This is a genomic window from Stenotrophomonas sp. Steno-Z1 (assembly GCF_056393175.1).
In genome coordinates this window covers 408,742-425,204 of record NZ_JBWJPB010000001.1, presented here as the reverse complement: position 1 = coordinate 425,204, position 16,463 = coordinate 408,742, and the positions used below count along the sequence as shown (strand labels likewise).

Here is a 16,463-nt window from a genome sequence, read left to right as displayed (position 1 = left end):
CGCGCATGCCCCGCGGTGACAAATCCGGTTATACCGACGCGCAGAAGCGCCAGGCCGAACACATCGAAGAGAGCGAGAAGGAACAGGGGCGCGGCGAGGACGCCGCCGCGCGCATCGCCTGGGCGACGGTGAACAAGCAGGACGGCGGCGGCAAGAAGCATGCGCCGGCCAGCAAGGCAGCGGTGAAGAAGACAGCCACGAAGAAGACTCCGGCCAGCAAGACCGCAACGAAGAAGAAGATCGCGCGCTGAAACAACGCGTGGATGCTGCAGCCCCGGGCTGCAGCATCCACGCGCATTGCCCGCCGGGCGCGGGGCTCAGCGTGCGGCGGCGACCGGCCTTGGCGCCGGCGCAACGGCGCCCGTTGGTGGCACCACCACCGACTGCATGCGTTTGATCGCCGAGATCGGCACGGCCTCCGCACGATGCTGCTGCGGCCACCACAGGAACACGAACGCACTGCTGCTGCCGAGCAGCCGCGCGTCGCCCGGCAGCGGCGCACCATCACCGGCGAGGTGGACCACCACCCGGGTGCCCTGCCCGGCATCGCGGATGTTCTCGGCCTTGTTCAGCGAGTAGATCGCCGCGCCGAGGGCCATGTAGCAGACCACCGCCACGGACACGCCGGTCAACGGGCGCAGCCCGGAAATGTCCCAACTGGTGAGCCAGGAGCGCGAGAACACCACGCGCCATGCCCAGTGCCGCGCCCGCAGCGCCTCTACCTTGTCCGGGTTGCGCCGGCGCAGCGTGTCCGGCCAGGTCACCAGGATCGCCAGCAGCATGCCGCCGCCCAGGATGCCGGCATAGGCCGGATCGCGCAGGCCGGCGACCAGGAAGTCGCTGATCTGCAGGTAATCCAGGATCGACAACTGGAAGCGCAGGTAGAAGAAGTAGCTCGACCACAGGCCGAGCAGCGACAGCAGCACGTAGCCGGCGCTCACGATCAGCGCCGGTTCCTGGCGCAGCAGCCGCCACAGTTCCATCACCACCGAGTCTTCATTGCCCCGCACCGCCGGCAGCACCGACCAGTCGGTGGGCGTGCCGTCGGCCGGCGCCGGCAGCGGCGCGGCACCGAGGTGCGCGATGGCCGGCACATCGCCGTGGATGTCGCCCTGTTCCCGGTTGTCCATATCGTCCCCTGTCGCCCCGGCCAGAGCATCGCCGATATCGGCACGGGGTGGAAGGCGGCCTTGGGGGCCCCGGCCTTGGCATGGACGGCCCGGCATCGGCGATACTCCCTGCACGCCGCCACCCGCGGCCCCCCGAGGAGCACGCATGCGCAGTCCGTTGCTGTTGGCCATGATGGCCCTGTTGTTGCCCTTCAACGGCCTGGCCCAGAGCGCCTGGCGCAATGCCGACGGCACGCCGATGGCGCAGCGCTCGGCCAGTGCCGCCGCGCGTGGCTTCAGCGCCAGCCTGGTGGTCACCGACAACCCGCAATGGCGCGCCATCTGGGACGCCACCACCGGCGACCAACCGCGCTTCGAGGCCGCCCAGGACGTGCGCAACGGCGGCGAACTGTACATCGTGGCCTTCCTGTCCAATCCGCTGCCCGGCGCCGATGGCACCAGCAACGTGCGCTGCGACGTGCGGGTCAACCGCCCGGATGGCAGCGCGACCATGGACCAGCGCGACCTGCCCTGCTTCCAGGGCCGGCCCGGGGCCGATCCGGGCCTGATCTACCTGTCCTCCGAGGGCGTGCGCTTCCTTGCCGAAGCCACCGACCCGCGCGGCACCTGGACGGTGAGGATCACCCTGACCGACGCCAACCGCGGCGTGGCATTACCGCTGCAGGCCACCTTCAATGTTCGCTGACGCCGCCTCGGCACCGTCGCGCTCGCAGCGAACGCTGCATCGCCAGCATCGAGACCCAAGGAAAACAGCATGACCCGTTGGATCGGCGCGTTCCTGTACCTCTCCAGCCTGATCGCGGTGCTGGTCACCGCCTCGCACCTGTCCGGCGTGCTGGCACTGTTTCCGGCCGCGTCCCTGACCGGCCCGGGCGGCCACCTCCCGCTCATGACCCGCTTCAACGCGCAGTGGCTGCCGCAGTCGCCGCTGCTGCTCTGCGGCGTCGGCGTGGCCACGCTGCTGGCCGCCCTGTACGTCTGGCGCGCGCAGCGCGGCGCACCGCATCGCGCCTTCGTGCTGGCCACACTGGCCGCACTGAACTACTTCAGTGCCCTGTTCTGCAGCCTGATGCTGCTGGTGACCTGGTTCTACCTGCCGCGGCTGATGCTCCCGGGGTGATGCGCTCAGGGCGCTGGACCCGGGCCGGGGCATACATGGATGTGCGGTCCGGTCGAACGCCTGCGCGCGGATCGGGGTGAGTTCCGTTGCGATGCCCGGTACCCATGCGCGTCGCAGCCCTCCCCGACGCAGACCGATCCGGCGGTGCTGCGCCACATGGCCGGCCCGCCCAGCTACGCTGGCCTTGAGCGGGCACCCTTCACCCTGCAACGCGTCCAGCGCCCGCAGGCGCGGCACCAACCTCACCGGGTCGTGGGACGGGCCATCCGGGCCGGGCCGGGCGAGGTCACGTTGCCCCGTCGCCCGCACTGCCTGTCGTCGCTGAGAACGCGCGCGTGGCCGGCGCCACGCACGCGGGGGGCATGCACCACGCCTCCGGCGCGCGTCGATACCGCGCGGTCAGGCCGCGCGTTTGGCCGCCGTACGCAGCGGGTGGCCCTGCTCCAACTTGAACACGGCCACCGATTCGGTGAGCGCGTGCGCCTGCTGCTCCAGCGAGCGGCTGGCCGCGGTGGCCTCTTCGACCAGGGCCGCGTTCTGCTGGGTCACCTGGTCCATCTGCACCACCACCTGGTTGACCTGTTCGATGCCCGCGGCCTGCTCCTTGGTGGCGGCAGCGATATCGCTCATCAACTGGTTGGTGCGCGCGCTGGCCTGGGTCAGGCGCGCGATCGCCGCCTCCGATTCCACGGTAACGCTGAGCCCGGTCCTGACCTTCTCGCTGGACGCGTCGATCAGGTCCTTGATCTCCTTGGCCGCGGTGCCGGCGCGCTGGGCCAGGGTGCGCACTTCGCTGGCGACCACGGCGAAACCGCGGCCGTTCTCGCCGGCGCGGGCAGCTTCCACCGCCGCGTTCAAGGCCAGGATGTTGGTCTGGAACGCGATCCCATCGATCACCGAGGAAATCTCGCCGATGCGCGCCGAGGAGGTGTCGATCTCGCTCATGACCTTGGCCATCTGCGCGATCGCCTGCTCGGTGGCGCGTACCGCGGCACCGGCCGCGTGCGCTTCGTGGTCGGCCTGGTTGGCCAGTTCGGCGTTCTGGCGCACGGTGGACGTCAGCTCTTCCATCGAGGCGGCCGCCTCTTCCAGGTTGGCGGCCTGCTGTTCGGTGCGGCGCGACAGATCGTTGTGGCCGGCGGCCAGTTCCTGCGCGGCGTCGTTGATGCTGCCGGCCGCGCCCTGGATCTGCTGGACGATGCCGGTCAGCTGCGCGGCGGTGACATTGGCGTCGTCGCGCATCTGTGCGAACACGCCCTCGTAGTGGCCGGTCATGCGCGAGGTCAGGTCGCCGGTGGAAATCGCGCGCAGCACCTGGGACAGGTCGGCGATGCTGGACTGCGAGCTGGCCATCATGCCGTTGAGGTTGGCGACCATCGCGCGGAACTGGAACTGGAACGCGGCCTCATCGCCACGCACCGAGAAATCGCCGGCGCGCGCGGCGCTGGCCAGGGTGTCGATCTGCTGGTTGATCGCCATCAGGCTGGCCTTGACCGTGGCCATGGTGCCGGTCAGCAGCGCCTTCTCGCCCGGGTAACTGTCGAGGTCGCGGCTGAGCTCGCCGATGGCGTACTCGCCCATCACATCGACCATGTGCGACTGCACGTCCACGTGCGAGCCGACCAGCTCGTTGGTCGCGCGCAGCATGCGCCCGTAGTCGCCCGGCAGTGCGGCGGCATCCATGCGGTAGCTGATCGCACCGGCTTCGTGCTGCTGCGCCATCTGCAACTGCGCGGTGATCGCGGCCTGCACGTTCTGGCGCACGCTGCCCATGGCATTGCCGAGCAGGGTCAGTTCATCGCGTCCGCCCAGGCGGAAGTCCTGGTCCAGCTCGCCACGGGCCATGCGGTCGGCCAGGCCCACCGCACGTGCCAGCGGCCCGGTCAGGCTGCGTCCGATCAGCACGGAGGCGGCGATGCCGACCAGCAGCGCGATCCCGCCCAGGACCAGCAGCTGCAGCAGGGTGCGTTCGCCCAGACGGATCGCCTCGGCGGCTGCCGCGCGGCTTTCCTTTTCCTCATACGCCACGCCGTTGGCGAGCGCCTTGTTCCAGCCGTTGGCCGCTTCCTGCACCGGGCCCAGGGTGAGGGCGACCGCCGCGGGGAAGTCGCCCTGCCCCATCAGCTCGCTGGTCTGCTTGTTCAACGGGCGCGCGACCGCACGCCTGGCCGCGATCTGCTCACCGATCTTCTTGCCCGCAGCATCGCCCGGCAGCGCCTGGTAGGCGGTCCAGCTGGCCTCGTAGCGCTTGACCAGGTCGGCGATGCGCGCCTCGTCGGCGTCGCGGTCCTGCCCCTGGCGGATCAGCATCTCGCGGCGCACCACCATCATCTGGTTGTTTGCGTCGAGCATCTCCGACAGCAGCCGCACCTTGGCCACGCCGACGTCGACCACGTCCTGCATCGCATGCTTCTGCACCGCGCTGCCGGTGGCACCGGTGGCGACCACGGCCGCGACCAGCAGCAACAACAGGCCGAAGCCCATACCTAGACGCCAGACGACGCTGACGTTCCTCAAGAAATCCATGACTGCATCCAAACGTGGGGGGTGCCGGGTTATCGGCCCACGCGGGCGCGTTCTTGATCACGTAGTCTTAACGGAACGGCGTCGGTTCACTTTTGGGGTGGATGTGGCTGATGGGCTCAGCACCAGGCCGCGGGCGCCCGCTCAGTCGTTCAGCCCCATTGCCCGGCGCACCTGGTCGCAGGCGATGATCAAATCCAGCACCAGGCGCTCACTGACGTCCAGTTCGCCCTCGTACTCGGCGACATTGCGCTGCTGATGGCACTTGTCCAGCACACGCCATACCTCTGGCCCCAAGCCGAGCGTATGCGGAAGGACCTGGAAAACAATGTAGCGCTGCGCCGGCCGAAAGCCGTGTTGTCGCAGCGCGCTCAAACACAGCGCGTGCGCCGCGTTGTAGGCCAGGTCGAAGCGGCTCTCCAGGGAAAGCGAGGTATTGCGTGCATCGTGCAACCGGGCCAGTCCTGATCGCTGCAACCCTGCGATTTCCCGCGGATCAGGCCGTTCGGCGCTGAGGGATTTACCCGGTCCGGCCAGATTGTCCAGCGCTGAGATCATCATGTTCTCCAATGACCCAGATCTTGGGCTGCTCCAGCACGCGCATCAAGAAGGAATTTTGATCGTGAACCCGCGATGTGAATTCAGCGCTTGAATACAGCGTCGGATGCACCGGTCGCCCCAGCCGCCCCTCGGCCCCATCCAACGCTTGCATCACTTCGGCATAGCCGAGCGTGTCGGACAGGATCATGAGATCGATGTCGCTGCGTGCGGTATCGGTACGCTTGGCAATGGAGCCGTACACGAACGCGGCGGCGATCTGCTCCTGCAGCGGCAGCAACGCCTCGCACAGTGGCGCGGCCAGACCGACGGTCTTCTGCACGATCGCCACCAGTTCGTCATGGATCGGAGACTCGGCGCTGGCTTGGTAGCGCTTCTGGTTACCCGATGCCCTGACGCTGACCAAGCCGGCAGCGGCCAGCTTGGCCAACTCCCGCTGCACCGCACCGGAGCCCGCGCCGATCGATGCAATCAGCTCCGCTACCCCGAACGCGCGATGCGGCTGTCCGAACAACATCCCCAACACGCGTTGCTGGGTCTGGGTGAACAGAGCGTCAGCCAAGCCAGATGATCGGTTGGACGGAAGGCGAGGTGCGGGAGATTTAGTACCCATATTGGGTACGTTAATACCCATATTGGGTATTTGCAAGCAGCTCAGGTTCCAGGCGCGTGGCCCTGGCACAACGAAAAAGCCCCGCGTTCGCGGGGCTTTTCCCTGTTGCGTTACGCATGGCCGGTTGGCGGTGCCGAGCATGGCTCGGCACGACCGGGGCTCAGGCGAACGGATCCTGCAGGACCATGGTGTGGTCGCGGTCCGGGCCGGTGGAGACGATGCTCACCGGGCAGCCCGCCAGCTCTTCCAGCGCGCGCAGGTAGGCGCGGGCGGCCGGCGGCAGGTCGTCCCAGTTGGTGATGCCATGGGTGTTCTCGGTCCAGCCCGGGAACTCCAGGTACACCGGGGTGCACTCTTCCCAGCCCTGCGCGTCCAGCGGCGCGTATTCGGTGCGCTTGCCGCGGTATTCGTAGGCGATGCAGACCTTCAGCTTTTCCATGCCGTCCAGCACGTCCAGCTTGGTGATGCACAGGCCGCTGATGCCGTTGATGGCCACGGCGCGCTTGAGCGCGACGATGTCCATCCAGCCGCAGCGACGCGGACGGCCGGTCGAGGCGCCGTACTCGGCGCCGCGATCACGGATGCCCTGGCCGATTTCGTCATCCAGCTCGGTCGGGAACGGGCCGCCGCCGACGCGGGTCGCGTAGGCCTTGGCGATGCCCAGCACGTAGTCGATCGCGTCCGCGCCCACGCCGGCACCGGCCAGTGCGCCGCCGACGGTGGTGTTGGAGCTGGTGACGTACGGGTAGGTGCCGTGGTCGATGTCCAGCAGCGCGCCCTGGGCGCCTTCGAACAGCACGCGCTTACCCTGCTTGCGCAGGTCGTGCAGGATGCCGGCGACGTCGGACTTCATCGGCTCGACGTACTCGCCGAAGGCCAGCGCTTCGTCGTAGGTCTTCTGGAAGTCGACCGCGTCGGTCTTCAGGTAATTGGTCAGCACGAAGTTGTGGTAATCCAGCGCGGTGCGCAGGAGTTCTTCCAGCTGCTTGGGGTAATGCAGGTCGGCGATGCGGATGCCGCGGCGCGCCACCTTGTCTTCGTACGCCGGGCCGATGCCACGGCCGGTGGTGCCGATCGCCTTGCCACCGGCAGCGCGTTCGCGCGCCTGGTCCAGGGCGATGTGGTACGGCATGATCAGCGGCGCGGCCGGGGAGATCTTCAGGCGCGAACGCACTTCCACGCCGGAGGTTTCCAGCTCGGCGATTTCCTTCTGCAGGGCAGCCGGGGAGATCACCACGCCATTGCCGATCAGGCACAGCGCGTCGGCACGCAGGATGCCCGACGGGATCAGGTGCAGCACGGTCTTCTTGCCATTGATGACAAGGGTGTGGCCGGCATTGTGGCCGCCCTGGAAACGCACTACGGCACCGATTTCCTCGGTGAGCAGATCGACGATCTTGCCCTTGCCTTCATCGCCCCACTGGGCACCAAGCACTACGACAGACTGACCCATGATGGGCTCCTCATATGTTGCGGCCATCGGGGCCGCGGACGGGTAAACCATGGCAGGGCTGGCCAGCGCGGGGGTGGCGGCTCCAAACGGGGAGCGGCCGGCGATGGAAGGCCCAGACACGGAAAAAGCCGAACGGGGAGGCCCGTCCGGCTTTTGTGCATTATCCGGGTTTCCGGGGTCCGGTGCCACCCTGGCCGCGGCCGTCTTCACCCGCCGCTCAGCCCTGCGCTGTCGCGCCCGGCCAGGGGGCCGGCACCGATCCGGTCGCGGCCGCGCCGCCTAGTGTTTCAGCCACCACAAGGTGGTCAGGCCGGCCAGCAGGATCACCCCGCCCCAGCGGCGCAGGGCGACGCTGGGCAGCATCAACAGGTGTTCGGCCATGCGCTTCCAGGCCCGTGGTGCGGCGAACAGGAACAGGCCTTCGAGGACGGCGACCAGACACACGGCCGAAAACAGGTCTTTCATGCATGCAACTCCGGAAAAAGCACGGGGCCCGGTTGTGTGACCGGGCCCCGTGGACGCAGGATCGAGCGGACGCGACCCTGGCGATGTCGCCTCAGCGATCGTTCTTGAGGTACTGCAGGAACGGGTCGTTCTTGTCGAGCACGATCACGCCGTTGCCGTCGGCCATCGAACCGCGATACGCCTCCAGGCTGCGGTAGAACGCGTAGAACGACGGATCGGCCGCGCCGGCCTTGCCGTAGATGCGGGCGGCTTCGGCATCGCCGGTACCGCGCATCTGCTGCGCATCGCGTTCTGCTTCGGCCACGATCACGGTGCTGTCGCGGTCGGCCTGGGCACGGATGGTCAGCGACTGCTCCTCACCCTCGGCGCGCAGCTTGGCCGCTTCCTGCTTGCGCTGGGCGCGCATGCGCTCGTACACATCGTTGATCACCTGGCTGTCGGTGGGCAGGTCGATCTGCTTGATGCGCAGGTCGATGATCTGCATGCCCAGGTCCTTGACCGAGGTGTTGATGCCGGTCAGCTGGTTGGCGATCAGTTCGCTGCGGTCACCGGAGACCAGCTGCTGCAGCGTGCGCGAGTTGATCTGGTTGCGCAGCGAGTCGGTGATGATCGGCGCCAGGCGGGCGTTGGCCACGCTGGCATCACCGCCGGTGGCGCGGTAATAGTCGCGCACGTCGGAGATGTAGCCGATGGCGAAGAAGTCGACGCTGACGTCCTTCTGCTCGGCAGTGAAGTAGCGCGCCGGCGCGGTGTCGAGCACCTGGAAGCGACGGTCGAACACCCGCACGGTCTCCACCAGCGGCACCTTGAAGTGCAGGCCCGGCTTGATGTCCGCACGGACCACCTTGCCCAGGTTGAGCACCATCGCGGTCTGGTCCTCACGGACCACGTACACCGAGCCCAGCAGGGCCAGCAGGGCGGCCACGGCCAGCCCGATCCAAAGGGAACTCTTCATCGGCTGACTCCTTCACGACCGGTCGGGCGGGTGGTCGGGCGCTCGGTGTTGCGTACACCGTCCACCGGGGTGCTGGCCGGCAGCGACGGCAGCATCACTTCCGGGGTAATGGCCGGGGCGGCCGGGGCGGCACCGGTACGGTTGTCGGCCGGCATCGGCACGTAGATCAGCTGGCGGCCGTCGCCACCGATGATCTTGCGGTTCTGGCCCAGCACCTGCTCCACCGTTTCCAGCCACAGCCGCTTGCGGGTGACCTCCGGGGCGTCCTTGTACTGGACCTGCAGCAGGCTGAAGCGCTCGGCATCACCCTGGGCCTTGGAGACCACGGCCTGCTTGTAGCCTTCGGCAGTGGTGCGGGCACGCGAGGCCTGGCCGCGGGCTTCCGGGACCACCTTGGCCGCGTAGGCCTGGGCTTCGTTGATCAGGCGTTCCTTGACCTGCTGGGCGCCGTTGACCTCGTCGAAGGCCGGCTTCACTTCTTCCGGCGGACGCGCGTCGGGCAGGGTCAGCCCGGTCACCGACAGACCGGTGCGATAAGCCTTCAGCGCTGCCTGCAGGCGCTCTTCGGCGACCACGGCCAGCGGGCCGCGGTTGTTGAGCACCGCGTTGAGGTCGGCACGGCCGACCTGCTCACGCACCGCGCTCTGCGCGGACTGCTCCAGCACCTGGTCGGCCGCGACCGTGCCGAACAGGTACAGGCGCGGATCGTCGATGCGGTACTGCACGTTGACCGACACGTTGACGATGTTCTCGTCACGGGTCAGCACCGGCACCTGGCTGCTGAAGGTCTTGATCTGGGTGGCGTTGACCTTGTCGACCGACTCGATCGGCCACGGCAGCTTGATATTGGGACCGGGCTGCAGGATCCGCGAGAACTGGCCGAAGCGCAGCACGACCCCGCGTTCCTGTTCGCCGATCAACTGGAAGCTGGAGAACACCAGCAGCAGGACCACCGCGCCGGCGACCCATCGCAGGACGTTGCCGTCGAACATGTCCTTGAGCGGACCGGGAAAACCGCCCCAACCGCCCCCGTTGCCGCTGCCGCGGGGACCGAACGGCCCCCGTCGATTCTCGTCGGGACCTTGTCCGCCCTTGTTGCCGCCGGGTGTATTCCAGGCCATGCACGCTCCATCAGTGAAAGGTTGCCTGCGGGTCATTCCGCACCGTCAACCGTGAATCCTGCTCGATTCTACAAGATGGGGCCGATCGACAGGATTGGAAGGGCAAGGCCGCAGCGGGGCGCGATTCATCCCGCGCCGCCGCCGGGGGCCACTGCGGGTAAGGTGGTCCATCCTTCCCCTGTCAGGCATCTTCATGGCTATCCCCGACCGGTTCAACGCCTTCCGCATCCACCAGGACGACAACGGCCACCGCAGCGGCATCGAGTCGGTCGCGCTGGACCAGCTCAACCCGGGCGAGGTGGTGATCCGCGCGCACTGGTCCTCGGTGAACTACAAGGACGCCCTGGCCGGCACCGGCCAGGGCCGGATCCTGCGTCGGTTCCCGCTGGTGGGCGGGATCGACGTGGCCGGCACGGTGGTGGCCTCGACCGACCCCGCGTACCGCGAGGGCGATGCGGTGCTGGCCACCGGCTGCGGGCTCAGCGAGACCCGCGATGGCGGCTACAGCCAGTACGTCCGGCTGGAATCGGCCGCGGTGATCGCCCAGCCCGCCGGCCTGAGCCCGCGCGAGGCGATGGTGCTGGGCACCGCCGGCTTCACCGCCGCGCTGGCGCTGCTGCGCATGACCGACAACCGGCTCACCCCGGCCCACGGGCCGCTGGCGGTCACCGGCGCGACCGGCGGGGTCGGCTCGCTGGCAGTGGCCATCTTCAGCCGCGCCGGCTTCGAGGTGCACGCGATCAGTGGCAAGGCCGACCAGGCCGACTTCCTGCGCGGCCTGGGCGCCAGCCAGGTGCTGCCGCGCGACGCGCTGGCCTCGGCCCGCCCGCTGGAATCGGCGCGCTTCGGTGGCGGCCTGGACAATGCCGGTGGGCCGATGCTCGCCAGCCTGCTGGCGCAGACCGTGCCCTACGGCAGCGTGGTCAGCGCCGGGTTGGCGGCCAGCCCGGCGCTGGACATGACGGTCATGCCCTTCATCCTGCGCGGCGTGTCATTGCTCGGGGTGTCCTCGGCAGCGGCCCCGCGCGCGTTGCGCGAGCAGGTCTGGCAACGTCTCGCCGGCGAGTGGAAGCCACGCCACCTGGCGGCGATCTGCACGCGCGAAGTGGCCCTGGACGGGCTGCCGGCGGTGTTCGAGGCGATGCTGGCCGGCGGCTCGCTGGGGCGCACCGTGGTGCGGATCGACTGAGCGTCGCAGGCAGGCGACGGACGGCAGGCCGGGAGCTTCCCGGCCATGCGCGGGCAGCACTACACTGCTGGGCATCACATGGGGAACAACATGGCACGCATTCTGATCGTCGACGATTCACCGTCGCAGCTGCTGGGGATACAGCGCATCGTCGAAAAGCTCGGGCACCAGATCCTGACCGCCACCGATGGTGCGGCCGGCGTGGAAGCGGCCAAGGCGCAGCTGCCGGACCTGGTGCTGATGGATGTGGTGATGCCCAACCTCAACGGTTTCCAGGCCACCCGCACACTGGCCCGCGATGCCAGCACCAAGCACATCCCGGTGATCCTGGTGACCACCAAGGACCAGGACACCGACCGCATGTGGGGCATGCGCCAGGGCGCCAAGGCCTACATCACCAAGCCGTTCTCCGAGGACGAGCTGTCCGAGGTGCTGGAGCGGGTCTTCAGCAACCAGGAACCGCCGGCGCCGTAAGCGCCGCGGCGCGCCGCATGCCGACGCCGGGTCGGCATGCAGCGCCCGCAGGTACCCGCCGTCGGCCGGTACCCACCTGCGGCACGTACCGACCGTTGGCCGGTACGCCCGTCGATCAGACCTTCTCGCCAAATGCCTTGGCCAGCGCCTTGTAGGCCTTTTTCTGCGCTTCTTCGGTGGGCGCCGGGGCCACGATTTCCAGTTCGACGATCTGGTCGCCGTCGGGATTGCCCGGCAGGCCCCGCCCACGCAGGCGCAGCTTGCGCCCGGCATCGGACTCGGCCGGCACCTTCAACTCCACCGAGCCGCCCAGCGTGGGCACGCTGATGCTGGTGCCGAGTGCGGCCTGCCACGGCGTCACCTGCAGGGTGTACAGGATGTTGCGGCCGTCCACCTCGAACTGCGGGTGCTCGGCGTACTCCACTTCCAGCAGCAGGTTGCCGCCGCCGGTGCCCTGCCCGGTCAGGCGGATCACCTGGCCCGGGCGGATGCCCTTGGGCACGCGCACATCCAGCTGCTTGCCGTTGACGTTGATGCGCAGGCTGTCACCCTGGTGGGCGGCCTCCAGTGGCACCGACAGCTTGGCGCGGGTGTCGCGGGTGGGCTGCGGGCCCTGGCTGGCGCCGCCGAAACCACTGGCGCGGCCGCCACCGCCGCGCTGGCGCGCGAACAGGCTCTCGAAAAAGTCGCTGAAGCCGCCACCGCCGGCCCCGCCGCCAAACACTTCCTCATAGTCGAAGCCCTGCCCGCCGCCGTAGTTCGGCGGCGCATGGAACTCCTCGCCGGGCCGGTAGCCCTGCGCCTTGAGCTGGTCGTAGGCGGCGCGCTTCTGCGGGTCGCGCAGCGCTTCATAGGCCTCGTTGACGGCCTTGAACTTGTCTTCCGCGCCGGCCTCCTTGCTGACGTCGGGATGGTACTTGCGCGCCAGCCGGCGGTAGGCGGTCTTGATTTCCGCGTCGCCCGCGCTCGGTTCCACCCCGAGCGTGGCGTAGTAATCCTTGAATTCCATCGATACACCTCGAATAAGTTCGGTCGCCCGCGCCGGCGGGCACCGTCCCGACAATTCTAGCGGCTGGCGCCGGCCGTGCCGTGACGCCCCGGCATGATCCTGCGCAATGCGCCCACGCCGCAGGGCGCCCATGCTGGCCCCTGCTGAACCGCGTTGCCGTTGACATGGGTCTGCAGCACCGGTTTTCAACGTTTTGACGCCGCCATCCCACCCCGCTCACTACGCTGGGCGCGTCCAAGGAGTCCGCATGACCATCCAAGCAGGCGACCGCATTCCCGAAGTCACCCTCAAGCGTATCCGCGAGGGCATTGAGACCGTCGATACCCATGCCCTGTTCGACGGCCGCCGCGCGGTGCTGTTCGGGGTACCCGGCGCGTTCACCCCGACCTGTTCGGCCCGCCACCTGCCCGGCTATGTGGAGCACTTCGCCGATTTCCGCCATCGCGGTATCGACGTGTTCTGCATGGCGGTCAACGATCCGTTCGTGATGAAGGCCTGGGGCGAAAGCCAGCATGTGCCCGATGGCCTGCAGATGCTGTCCGACGGCAATGGTGAATTGACCCGCGCGCTCGGCCTGGAAATGGATGCCAGCAGCTCGGGAATGGGCCTGCGCTCGCGCCGCTTCGCGCTGTATGTCGAGGACGGCGTGGTGCGGCAGGCCTTCATCGAGGACCCCGGCCAGTTCGAGGTGTCCTCGGCAACTTACGTGCTGGCGCATCTGCCCAGCTGAACCCACGCACCAAAGGAACCCGGCCAGCCATGTCAAAGCCAGCCAAGCACACCCCGCAACCCGCCGCCAACGATCACCCCGCCCAGGACGCCGCACGGCCGCCGGGCATCAGCGATACCGCCACGCTGCGCGCCAAGGCGCGCAAGGACATCGAGGATGGTGCGATCACCGACAGCTACACCGCCGATCGCCAGGCGGTCATCAAGCTGCTCAACGATGCCCTGGCCACCGAGTATGTGTGCGTGCTGCGTTATTACCGCCACTATTTCATGGCCAAGGGCATGCTCGCCGACGCGGTCAAGGCCGAGTTCCTCGAACACGCCCAGCAGGAGCAGGCGCACGCCGGCAAGCTGGCCGAACGCATCGTCCAGCTCGGTGGCGAACCGGACCTCAACCCGGCCACGCTGACCGCGCGCTCGCATGCCGAGTACAAGGAAGGCAAGGACCTGCGCGACATGGTCCGCGAGAACCTGATCGCCGAACGCATCGCCATCGACAGCTATCGCGAGATGATCAACTTCGTGGGCGACAAGGACACCACCACCAAGCGCATCCTCGAAGAGATCCTGGCGCAGGAAGAGGAACACGCCGACGAGTTCGCCGACCTGCTGGATGGGTGGATCGGGGAATAACCCCGCGATCACAGCCCCGCGGCACCCCGGAACGCTGGTGCCGGCCGTTGGCCGGCCCTAGCGCGTGACCTGCGGCGGGCACGTCAGCGCAGGATGCGGAACCGCACCTGGGTCCAGGCGCCATCGGCGGCCAGTGCGGTGAGCGTATGCTCGCCCACTTCCTCGAAGTCACGCTGGAACAGGCGCGCGCCTTCGGTACGCGCGATCCAGCGCCCGTCCAGCAACCAGTCCACGCTGTTGTCATTGCCCAACGCTCGCAGCTGCAGGCGCACGCCGTGTTCGGCATTGGGCGCGCGCGCCAGCGTGGCGCGGTCGTTGAGGCCATCGATGTGCAGGCTGCCACCGCTCTCGCGGCCATCTTCGCTGCAGTCCGGCGACAGCGCCGGCAACTGCGCCGCATGCCGCTGCGCCTGCGGCAGCCAGGGCGACAGCAAGGCGGGCCAGCGCGCGATCTCGCGCGTCTCGATCTCATGCGGGAGGCGGCAATCCGGCGACAGCCGCAACCCGGTGCGTGCATCCACGTTGAAGCGCTGGCGGCCGGGCTGCCACAGGCGCGCATCGCGCTCGGCAAACGTCGGTGGCACCACACCGTCCAGGATGAAGGCATCGAGGCGACGCTGGCATAGCGCGTCTTCGGTGCGTTCGGCGAGTTCACCGGTCGGCCAGCAGATCGTCTCGCGGGTCACGTTCGCCGGCGTCGCCGCCGCGCTGGCATCGCCGGCCTGGCGTGGCAGGCTGTCCACCACCTCGAACATCAACGGCAACGCGGTCACCGCGCCGTACTGCCCCGGCAGCGGCGTGCCATCCGGCCGTCCCACCCACACGCCCACCGTGTAGTGACGGGTGCCGCCGATCGCCCACGCGTCGCGGTAGCCGTAGCTGGTGCCGGTCTTCCAGGCCACGCGCGGGCGCCCGGTCACATCGAAGGTGCCGCTGCCGTAGCCGGGGCGCGGATTGGATTCGAGCACCTCGCGGGTAATCCAGGCCGCACCCGGCGACATCAGTCGGCGTTCGATCACCGGATCGGCCGCGGTGTAGCGCACGCGCCCGGCGATGCCGTTGCGGTTGAAAGCGGCAAATGCGCCGACCAGGTCCTCCAGCCGCGCGCCGGTGCCGCCCAGGATCAGCGACAGGTTGGGCGCACTGCCGTGCGGGAAGCGCAGGTTGATGCCGGCATGCGACAGCCGCGCGGCAAAGCGTGCCGAGCCGACCCGGTCCAGCAGGTCCACCGCCGGCACGTTGAGCGACAGCCGCAACGCGGTGGCCGAACTCACCGGGCCGTTGAACGCCGCATCGAAATTGCCCGGGCGGTAGCCCCCGAAGGCCTGTGGGGCGTCCACCATCAGGCTTTCCGAATGGATCAGCCCGTCATCCAGGGCCATCCCGTACAGGAACGGCTTGAGCGTGGAGCCTGGCGATCGCCAAGCCTGCACCATGTCCACGTGGCCAAGCCGCTGCTTGTCGCCGAAGGCCACCGAGCCCACGTAGGCGCGCGCTTCCAGGGTGCGGTTGTCCACCACCAGCAGCGCGGCGGAGGTGCGCTCGGGCAACTGCGAGAAATACGAGGACACCCGCTCTTCCAGGGTGCGCTGCAGGTCGATGTCCAGGGTGCTTTCGATCCGCGCCGCGCGTGGCTGTGCCGTGCGCAGGCGCTGGGCCAGCAGGGCGGCATGCAGCGGGGGCTGCAACGCGCGGGTGACCACGGGTTCGATGCGCGCGTCATCCACGTCTTCGCGCGTCCACACGCCCAGGGACACCATCCGTTCCAGCACCTTGTCGCGGGCGCGCTGCGCCGCTTCGGGGTGGCGATCCGGACGCAGCCGGCTGGGCGCCTGTGGCAGCACCGCCAGCAGCGCGGCTTCGGCCTGGGACAGGCGTGCGGCCGGCTTGCCGAGGTAGGCCCAGCTCGCCGCCTCCACGCCTTCGATGGTGCCGCCGTACGGCGCGCGCTCCAGGTACAGCGCCAGGATCTGCGCCTTGCTCAGGTGCACTTCCAGCTGCACCGCGCGCAGCATCTGCTTGACCTTGCCCCACGGCGTGCGCGAATGCGGGTCCAGGATGCGTGCCACCTGCATGGTCAGGGTCGACCCGCCGGACACGATCCGGCCCTGCAGCAGCCATTGCTTGCCGGCGCGCAGCATGCCCCAGGGATTGATGCCCGGGTGCCGCCAGAACCAGCGGTCTTCATAGTTGAGCAAGGCCTGCAGGTACAGCGGGGAGACGCTGTCGGCCGCTGCCGGATAGCGCCAGACGCCGTCGCCGTCGGCGAACGCGCGCAGCGGCGTGCCGTCGCGCGCCACCACCAGCGTGCTGGTGTCGCGCGCCTTGGGCAGCGGCGTCGGGAACGCCAGGTCCAGCACCAGCAGCAGGGCCAGCAGTACGGCGGTGCCCCACCGCAGCGCAGGCAACAGCCAGCGCCGCGCAGGACCGGTGAAGCGCGGGGAAAGGAAAGACTTCATCACATCGACGCCGGCAACGTGCGGGCCATCGC

At 68.6% G+C, this 16,463-nt stretch carries 16 protein-coding genes and 1 pseudogene; 7 read left to right on the top strand and 10 right to left on the bottom strand.

The features are described 5' to 3' along the window. Positions 1-5 precede the first annotated feature (5 nt). Positions 6-236, top strand: a pseudogene (locus tag AC06FD_RS01740) (HupB); the annotation flags it as partial. 81 nt (positions 237-317) lie between these two features. On the opposite strand, the gene AC06FD_RS01735 reads toward AC06FD_RS01740, so the two are convergent. After that, a complete protein-coding gene (locus tag AC06FD_RS01735; RefSeq protein ID WP_478076837.1) occupies positions 318-1,130 on the bottom strand; it encodes a hypothetical protein in 813 nt (270 codons plus the stop codon). Positions 1,131-1,275: 145 nt separating this feature from the next. Here AC06FD_RS01735 and AC06FD_RS01730 point away from each other — a divergent pair, with 145 nt between their 5' ends. Together AC06FD_RS01730 and AC06FD_RS01725 are read left to right on the top strand one after the other, a co-directional pair. Then, positions 1,276-1,815, top strand: coding sequence for a hypothetical protein (locus AC06FD_RS01730; RefSeq protein ID WP_478076836.1), 540 nt, complete (start codon positions 1,276-1,278; stop codon positions 1,813-1,815). A gap of 69 nt (positions 1,816-1,884) precedes the next feature. After that, positions 1,885-2,250, top strand: coding sequence for a hypothetical protein (locus AC06FD_RS01725; RefSeq protein WP_259206172.1), 366 nt, complete (start codon positions 1,885-1,887; stop codon positions 2,248-2,250). Between the two features lie 399 nt (positions 2,251-2,649). On the opposite strand, the gene AC06FD_RS01720 is transcribed toward AC06FD_RS01725, so the two are convergent. From AC06FD_RS01720 to hflK, 7 genes are all read right to left on the bottom strand, one after another. After that, entirely contained in the window at positions 2,650-4,776 is a 2,127-nt protein-coding gene (locus AC06FD_RS01720; protein ID WP_478076835.1) for a methyl-accepting chemotaxis protein, read from the bottom strand. A gap of 141 nt (positions 4,777-4,917) precedes the next feature. Continuing rightward, entirely contained in the window at positions 4,918-5,331 is a 414-nt protein-coding gene (locus AC06FD_RS01715) for a hypothetical protein (RefSeq protein ID WP_259206176.1), read from the bottom strand. After that, entirely contained in the window at positions 5,294-5,893 is a 600-nt protein-coding gene (locus tag AC06FD_RS01710; RefSeq protein WP_478076834.1) for a transcriptional regulator, read from the bottom strand. Before AC06FD_RS01710 ends, AC06FD_RS01715 begins: the two co-directional genes overlap by 38 nt. Positions 5,894-6,104: 211 nt before the next feature. Continuing rightward, positions 6,105-7,397 (bottom strand): adenylosuccinate synthase, encoded by a 1,293-nt coding sequence (locus tag AC06FD_RS01705; protein WP_259206180.1) that lies wholly within the window; start codon positions 7,395-7,397, stop codon positions 6,105-6,107. 279 nt (positions 7,398-7,676) lie between these two features. Next, positions 7,677-7,862, bottom strand: coding sequence for a DUF2065 domain-containing protein (locus AC06FD_RS01700; RefSeq protein ID WP_449336233.1), 186 nt, complete (start codon positions 7,860-7,862; stop codon positions 7,677-7,679). Between the two features lie 91 nt (positions 7,863-7,953). Continuing rightward, a complete protein-coding gene (gene hflC / locus AC06FD_RS01695) occupies positions 7,954-8,817 on the bottom strand; it encodes a protease modulator HflC (RefSeq protein ID WP_259206182.1) in 864 nt (287 codons plus the stop codon). Then, positions 8,814-9,938: an FtsH protease activity modulator HflK gene (hflK, locus tag AC06FD_RS01690; protein ID WP_259206185.1), complete on the bottom strand. Its 1,125-nt coding sequence runs from the start codon at positions 9,936-9,938 to the stop codon at positions 8,814-8,816. Before hflK ends, hflC begins: the two co-directional genes overlap by 4 nt. A 193-nt stretch (positions 9,939-10,131) precedes the next feature. Between hflK and AC06FD_RS01685 the strand changes: the two genes are divergently transcribed. Beyond that, the gene (locus AC06FD_RS01685; RefSeq protein WP_478076833.1) at positions 10,132-11,127 is read left to right on the top strand and encodes a YhdH/YhfP family quinone oxidoreductase; all 996 of its coding nucleotides are present in this window, start codon (positions 10,132-10,134) and stop codon (positions 11,125-11,127) included. Between the two features lie 90 nt (positions 11,128-11,217). Next, positions 11,218-11,601, top strand: coding sequence for a twitching motility response regulator PilH (gene pilH / locus AC06FD_RS01680; RefSeq protein WP_259206187.1), 384 nt, complete (start codon positions 11,218-11,220; stop codon positions 11,599-11,601). Between the two features lie 115 nt (positions 11,602-11,716). On the opposite strand, the gene AC06FD_RS01675 is transcribed toward pilH, so the two are convergent. After that, complete coding sequence (locus AC06FD_RS01675; protein ID WP_259206188.1) at positions 11,717-12,610, bottom strand: DnaJ C-terminal domain-containing protein; 894 nt, start codon at positions 12,608-12,610, stop codon at positions 11,717-11,719. A 247-nt stretch (positions 12,611-12,857) separates the two neighbouring features. On the opposite strand from AC06FD_RS01675, the gene AC06FD_RS01670 reads away from it, so the two are divergent. Continuing rightward, positions 12,858-13,340, top strand: a complete 483-nt coding sequence (locus tag AC06FD_RS01670) for a redoxin family protein (RefSeq protein WP_478076832.1) — start codon at positions 12,858-12,860, stop codon at positions 13,338-13,340. Positions 13,341-13,369: 29 nt separating this feature from the next. Then, on the top strand, positions 13,370-13,972 hold the full coding sequence (locus AC06FD_RS01665; protein ID WP_259206194.1) for a ferritin-like domain-containing protein: 603 nt from the start codon (positions 13,370-13,372) through the stop codon (positions 13,970-13,972). 83 nt (positions 13,973-14,055) lie between these two features. Here the strand turns inward: AC06FD_RS01665 and pbpC are convergent, their stop codons facing one another. Next, complete coding sequence (gene pbpC / locus AC06FD_RS01660) at positions 14,056-16,431, bottom strand: penicillin-binding protein 1C (RefSeq protein WP_478076831.1); 2,376 nt, start codon at positions 16,429-16,431, stop codon at positions 14,056-14,058. Between the last annotated feature and the right edge of the window lie 32 nt (positions 16,432-16,463).